The organism is Streptomyces neyagawaensis (assembly GCF_023516595.1).
GTDB classification, from domain to species: domain Bacteria; phylum Actinomycetota; class Actinomycetes; order Streptomycetales; family Streptomycetaceae; genus Streptomyces; species Streptomyces neyagawaensis.
Window position 1 is genome coordinate 1 of the sequence record NZ_JAMGBG010000030.1, and the last position, 6,436, is coordinate 6,436.

A 6,436-nucleotide genomic window follows, 5' to 3' on the forward strand; every position below is an offset into this window, starting at 1 on the left:
CCCAGGCCGACACCCCGCGGCTGGGGCGGACGCCCCGCGGCCCAGGCCAGCGCCCCTGCGGCTCCGGCCGAAACCCGCGGCCCGGGCGGATGCCCGGCGGCTCGGGGCGGGCACCCCGCAGCCCGGGCGAACGCCCAGCGGCTCCAGTCGGCACCCCGCGACTCAAGCCAGCACGCCGCGACGGGCCGACGCCCCGCGACTCCGGCGGGCGCCCCGCGGCTCGGGCCCCCAGGCCGATGCCCCGCTGCTCGGGCCGACACCCCATAGCCCAGGCCAACACCCCGCGGCTCGGGCGGACGCCCCCAGCTCAGGCCAGCGCCCCTGCGGCTCCGGCCGAAAGCCGCGGCCCGGGCGGACGCCCGGCGGCTCGGGGCGGGCACCCCGCAGCCCGGGTGAACGCCCCGCAGCTCCGGCCAGCACTGCGGCGGCTCCGGCTGGCGGCTCCGCCGCCCCGCCCCCGCCTCGTTCGCCATTTGTCGGTGGTGTCTGGAACCCTTGGCGTATGGAGATTCTCTGGGGGCTGATGGCGCTGCTCATGATCGGCATGGTGGTGTGGCCGATCGTGGCGCGCAGGCGGGCCGGTATTCAGCAGGTGCACGCGGGGCACCCGGACGCGGCCGATCCGGCGAACTACGGGTTCATCCGGCAGGAGCTGCTGGACGTCCGGATGCCCGGCCCCGACCAGGATCTGCTGGACGTGCTGGACGTGGTGCAGCGCACCCAGGACTACCGGGCGGCGCAGCAACTGCTGGCCGGGACCGAGGCGGACGGCGAGGTGCGCTGGCAGCGGGTGCAGGCGTTCGCGGGCGCGGCCTCGCTGGAGCTGGCGCAGCGGCCGGGCGGGGTGAGCGACTCGCCGGGCGGGCAGTGGCTGCGGGTGTGGCGGACCGAGGCCCCCAAGGACGCGGGTGGTGCCGCGGTGCACGCGGAGTTCCTGGTCCAGCAGGCGTGGCGGACGGCCACGCCGGGCACGGACGAGTTCCGGATCATCATGGAGGAGGCGAGATCGGCGTGCGGCGACGCGGCGCTGCTCGCCCCGGGCGACCCCATCCCGTACATCATCGAGCTGTCGGTCGCGCGAGGACTCGGCTACTCGCGCGAGGAGTTCGAGCAGCTCTGGCTGAGGATCCTGGACCGCGCGCCGGCGCACATGGGCGCGCATCTGGCGGCGCTGCACTACTGGTGCGAGAAGTGGCACGGCTCCCGCGAGCAGGCGTACGCGTTCGCCGAGGCGGCCGCGGCGCGCGCGCCGCAGGGGTCGCTGCTGGCGGCGATGCCGCTGTTCGCGGTGTTCGAGCACCTGCCCGAGGTGATCGTGGTGCAGGGCTTCTACGAGAGCGAGGTCGTCACCAAGGCGATGCACGGCGCGCTGTACGCGGTGCACTCGGCGCGGCCCGACGACCCGATGCTGGCGCATGTGCGCCATCTGCTGATCTTCTTCCTGGTCCGTGCCGAGCGCTGGGCCGAGGCCATGAACCAGCTCGTGCACGTCGACGGCCATGTGGGTGCCCTCCCCTGGACGCTCGCTTCCGAGCCCGCCTCGGACTACGCGATATACCGGGCCCTGGCGGTCGCGGGCTACGAGGCGAACGGCGGCAGCCCGGCGACGCTGCTGCACTGACGACCACTGACGATCACTGACGACCGGGGCCGGGCCCCGCCCCCACGCACACCGCCCGGCCCCACCGACCCACGCCGCCAGGACCACACCGCCCGGCCCCACCGACCGGACGGCACCGCGCCCGCCAACGACCCACTCCGCCCGTACCACGCCGCCCGCGCCACCGGCCCACTCCACGCGGCCCACTCCGCCCGGCCCCACCGAGCCACTCCGCCCCGCCCGCCTCACGCCCGGCCCGCCGAAGCCGCGCACCCTCTGGGCGCCCGACCCGCCGAAGCCGCGCACCCCCTGGCGGCTGCTCCAGTAAGGCCTTGCCACCCCCACACCCCGTGAGAAATACTCCGCCCCCTCACCTCTTGGTCATGGACACGTCCTAGGCCGACCGATTTAGTTGATTTTGTGATCGTTTGCGATCACACCGTGGGGGGAAACTGCCCGATGGGCGCAACCCTGCGCGCAATGCGCGCTCTCGTGTTGCTCGCCGGCTTCTATCTGCTCGGCGTCATCCTGCTCGCGGCGCTCGCCGGCGCCGACTATCTGCTGTACCTGCACGCGCCGTCCGGCGTGGCGCTCAAGCTGTACGTGGTCTCCGTACTCCTGGCCCTGCCTCTGATCCGCGGCCTGTTCATGCTGCGGACCCCGAAGGGCGAGGAGCGGCCCGGCCTCGCGGTGACCGACACCGACGAGCCCGCGCTGTGGCGCACCGTGCGGGAGCTCGCCGACCAGGTCGGCACCCGCGCCCCGACGCGCATCCTGCTGACACCCGAGGTCAACGCCGCCGTCAGCGAGGACGCCCGGCTGCTCGGCCTGCTGCCCGGCCCGCGCCGCCTCTACCTCGGCGTACCGCTGCTGCAGGGTCTGACCGAGGCGCAGCTGCGCGCGGTCCTCGCCCATGAGCTGGGCCACTACTCGAACTCCGACACCCGCCTCGCGGCCATCACCGCGCGGGGCCGGGCCCAGGTGCTGCGCACCATCGACACCTTCGAGGAACGGGCCGACAAGACCGCCGGACGCGAGCAGGCCCGGCAGGAGAAGAGGAACGCCAAGGCCGCGGCCAAGGGCAAGAAGACCAAGGAGATCGACACCCGCCACTCGGGCTTCACGTACCGGCTGATGGCGCGGATCTACGTCGCCTACGCCCACCTCTACTTCCGGGCCACCCTCGCCGGGTCACGCCGCGAGGAGTACGCCGCCGACGCCGCGGCCGCCCGCATCGCCGGACGCGACGCCACCGCGTCGGCGCTGCGCGAGATACCCGCGCTGTCCGCCGCGTTCGGGTTCTACATGAACAGCTATGCCACGCTCGGCTCCGAGGCCCGGCTGCTGCCGCCGCGCGGTGAGTTCTTCGGTGGGTTCGGCCGGATGCTCACCGCCCGCCAGCTCGAACTCGTCGGTCTGCGCACCGACCTGCCGAGCGAGCCGTCGTCGCCGTACGACTCGCACCCGCCGATCGCCGACCGTGTCGCGCGGATCGAGGCCATGCCCGCCGACGGCCGTGCCGACGAGGCGAGGGGCGCCGCGCTGACGCTGCTCGCGGACCCGGAGCGGACGCTGGCGGAACTGGAGGACGCCGTCCTCACCGACGACGTGCTGCGGTTCGCCCGCGCCACCGACTGGCAGGAACTGCTCGACGGTTCGATGGCGGCGAACTTCGTCTCCGCGGACACCGCCCTGCACCGGGCGCTCGCCATGTACACCAAGGAGCACCCATCCCTACGGGGGCTGCTGAAGGTGATCGACGACGGTCAGCTGTGGCAGCTGGCGCGGCGGCTGCCGGTGTCCGACGAGGCGGCGGAGGCGAAGGGGCGGGCCTTCCGCGAGTTCGTCCGGCCCGCCCTGGCGGACGGCCTGCAGACCATGGTGCTCGCCGAGCTGAGCGCCCACTCCCGGCTGCGCTGGGAGTTCTCCTGGGCGGACGCGGCCATGGTGCACCTGCCGCCCGCACCGGACGGCTCCGAGGCCGACCTCGGCGCCGCGATCGGGGCGGCGGTCGCCGACCATCCGGACACCGGGCCGCTGCGCGCGCTGCTGCCCTCCGCTCCCCACGGCCCCGCCGCACGAGAAACGGACACCCCGCGATGACCGTACTGCTGTGGATACTGGCCGTCCTGGCCGTGCCCACCCTCCTGATCGGTCTGTGGCTGGCCGGGGTGTTCCTCAAGGAGTTCTTCCGCCCCAGCGGCGACGCCGAACCGGACGCCGCCGAGGCGCTGGGCCTGCTCCCCGCCGAACGGCAGAACACCAAGTACGCCGGTCCGCTGCCGGCGGGCGTCGACGCGACGCTCGCCGCCGTGCGCGGCGGCGACTGGAAGGCCGCCGCCAAGCTGCTGCACGACATCGGCCGGGACTGGGACCGCCGCTCCTGGGCGACGGGCCTGCTCGGCGGGATCGCCGCCGACGACGACGAGTGGCTGCTCGCCTGGGAGGCCGACCGGCCCGACGACCCGGACGCGGCCGTCGTCCGCGCCCGCAGCACGGTGATCCTGGCCGGGCAGATGCGGGGCGCCAAGCGCGCCCAGTACACGACCGGCGAGCAGTTCGCGGGCTTCCACCGGATGCTGGAACGTTCCCGCGAGGAGATCGCGCGGGCCGCCGCGCTGAACCCCGACGACCCGACGCCGTACGTCACGGAGATCACCGTCGCCCTGGGGCTCGGCTACCCGCACGCCGAGATGGACCGGCTCTGGACGGAGATCACCGCCCGCGCCCCGCACCACTACGAGGCGCACTACATGGCTCTCCAGTACTGGTGCGCGAAGTGGCGGGGCTCGGAGAAGCTGGCGACGGACTTCGCCGAGCGGGCGGCCGCGAACGCGCCGCTGGGCAGCCTGCTCACGGTGCTGCCGCTGATCGCCCACTTCGAGCACGACCAGTCGGACGACAGCGAGGTGGACCGCACGCCCAGGATGATCGGCCGGGTCGACGCGGGTCTCGCCGACGCCGCCGCGGCCGACCAGACCCATCCGCGCCTGCCGGAGCTGCGCCACCTCCTCGCGTACTACCTCGCCCTCCAGAACCGTGACGCCGCCGCGCTCGAACAGTTCCGGCTGGTCGACGGCCACGTCGACGCGCTGCCGTGGCGCTACCGGGGCAGCGAGGAGGAGATGGCCGCGTTCTACTGCCGGATCCGCAACGCCTCGGCGCAGGCGGTGGCGGCGGAGACGGCGGAGACGGCGGAGACGGCCGGCTGACAGCAGCGCCGCCCTGCTGGAATTCGGGCGGTACCCGGAACGTTCTCCAGGTACCGCCCGCTCGTTCCCGCACGTTCCTAGGAGTCATGATGCTCTTCGGCCGCACGCCCCAGCTGCCCACCCCCGAGCAGGCTCTGCCGGGCCGCGCCGAGCTGCCGTTCACCGTGCCCGACCGGCACACCGTGCTCGGCACCCCGCTCCTCGGCCCCTACCCGGAGCACCTGGAGATCGCCGACTTCGGCCTCGGCTGCTTCTGGGGCGCGGAGCGCAAGTTCTGGCAGCTCCCCGCGGGCGTGTGGACCACGCTCGTGGGCTACCAGGGCGGCTTCACCGAGAACCCCACGTACGAAGAGGTGTGCTCCGGCCTCACCGGCCACACCGAGGCCGTCCGCGTCGTGTACGACCCGTCCCTCATCTCGTACGAGCGGCTCCTCCAGGTCTTCTGGGAGTCCCACGACCCGACCCAGGGCTTCCGCCAGGGCAACGACGTCGGCACCCAGTACCGCTCCGCCGTCTACACCCACACCCCGGCCCAGGAGAAGGCCGCCGCCGCGTCCCGTGAGGCCTACCAGAAGGTCCTCACCGGCTCCGGCTACGGCACGATCACCACGGAGATCCTCCCGGCGGAGGGCCGGACGTTCTACCCCGCCGAGGGCTACCACCAGCAGTACCTGGACAAGAACCCGGCGGGCTACTGCGGCATCGGCGGCACCGGGGTGTCCTGCCCGATCGGGGTCGCCAAGGCCGAAGGCTGACGTCACGGGTGGCCTTCGGAACGTACGCCCGCAGAGTGCGTGACGAGCGGTTGCCGCTCGTCCGACGGCACAGGGCGCTGAGGTGTGCCGTCGGGGACTACGGCCCGCTCGGCTTCAACGCCACCTGGGCGTATCTGAGCGCGACGGCGTGCCCCGCCCCCGATCTGCGCAGGGATGCCGCGGCGTTGTCGCGCGCGCTGGGCACGCTGGAGGAGAGCCGAGCCGCGCACCTCGCCGAGATGGCCGTCTTCGCCGCCCGCCGCAGGGTGGAGAAGGCGGCCGGCCGCCGAACCCCACGAGCGTCCGACACGGCCACTCTGCGTGGTCCGCGCTGGCCGAGTTCGACGCCCCCGTCCCGGCTGGGGTTGATCGCCGCCGTGGCGAATCGGCACTCGGCGTTCCAGCGAGCCCCGTACCCCGACGAGACGCTCTCCCCCGACATCGACGTACGCCGACTCAGCCACCTGCACGCCCGGCTCGATGACTGCGCCTCGTCCTACCTCAAGACCCTCGGCCGCCTCGACCGCCCGGCCGCAGCGGAACTGACCGACACCGTCCACAGCATCCGCGGCCTTACCCGGCCCGGTTACTCACCCCTGAACATGTACCTGCTCCCGTGGCTGCGCTTCGCGAACCTACTCGCGTACGCCACAACGACCTCCTTGGCGATCGAGCACTGACGCCAGCAGTACCTGGACAGGAACCCGGCGGGCCGATGACTGACCGCATGCCGGCGTCCTCGTACCCTGCGCTGACATGCTCGGTGATCGCCGCAACGGTGAGTTCAGCTTCCGGGAACACTTGGAGCTGGTTCGGACGCGACCCGGCATGTGCGGCCTGGCGGCTTTTATCCGCGACTACTCACTACG

General features: G+C 73.2%; 5 protein-coding genes. All 5 read left to right on the forward strand.

The window, feature by feature from the left end; all coding sequences use genetic code 11:
• The first annotated feature begins 502 nt into the window (after nucleotides 1–502).
• The 5 genes from M8J73_RS15985 (at nucleotide 503) to M8J73_RS16005 (ending at nucleotide 6,247) form a co-directional block, all read left to right on the forward strand.
• Nucleotides 503–1,621: a hypothetical protein gene (locus M8J73_RS15985; protein ID WP_055538981.1), complete on the forward strand. Its 1,119-nt coding sequence runs from the start codon at nucleotides 503–505 to the stop codon at nucleotides 1,619–1,621.
• Nucleotides 1,622–2,059: 438 nt separating this feature from the next.
• The gene (locus M8J73_RS15990) at nucleotides 2,060–3,703 is read left to right on the forward strand and encodes a M48 family metalloprotease (protein ID WP_055542164.1); all 1,644 of its coding nucleotides are present in this window, start codon (nucleotides 2,060–2,062) and stop codon (nucleotides 3,701–3,703) included.
• On the forward strand, nucleotides 3,700–4,812 hold the full coding sequence (locus M8J73_RS15995) for a hypothetical protein (protein WP_055542165.1): 1,113 nt from the start codon (nucleotides 3,700–3,702) through the stop codon (nucleotides 4,810–4,812). Before M8J73_RS15990 ends, M8J73_RS15995 begins: the two co-directional genes overlap by 4 nt.
• Before the next feature lie 89 nt (nucleotides 4,813–4,901).
• A complete protein-coding gene (gene msrA, locus M8J73_RS16000) occupies nucleotides 4,902–5,567 on the forward strand; it encodes a peptide-methionine (S)-S-oxide reductase MsrA (protein WP_055542171.1) in 666 nt (221 codons plus the stop codon).
• A 35-nt stretch (nucleotides 5,568–5,602) separates the two neighbouring features.
• On the forward strand, nucleotides 5,603–6,247 hold the full coding sequence (locus M8J73_RS16005) for a hypothetical protein (RefSeq protein ID WP_157873331.1): 645 nt from the start codon (nucleotides 5,603–5,605) through the stop codon (nucleotides 6,245–6,247).
• Nucleotides 6,248–6,436 lie beyond the last annotated feature (189 nt).

Bases quoted from the DNA above. Each gene is read 5' to 3' on its own strand.
- M8J73_RS15985 (WP_055538981.1), top strand. From the start codon at position 503: ATGGAGATTCTCTGGGGGCTGATGGCGCTGCTCATGATCGGCATGGTG.
- M8J73_RS15990 (WP_055542164.1), top strand. From the start codon at position 2,060: ATGGGCGCAACCCTGCGCGCAATGCGCGCTCTCGTGTTGCTCGCCGGC.
- M8J73_RS15995 (WP_055542165.1), top strand. From the start codon at position 3,700: ATGACCGTACTGCTGTGGATACTGGCCGTCCTGGCCGTGCCCACCCTC.
- msrA (WP_055542171.1), top strand. From the start codon at position 4,902: ATGCTCTTCGGCCGCACGCCCCAGCTGCCCACCCCCGAGCAGGCTCTG.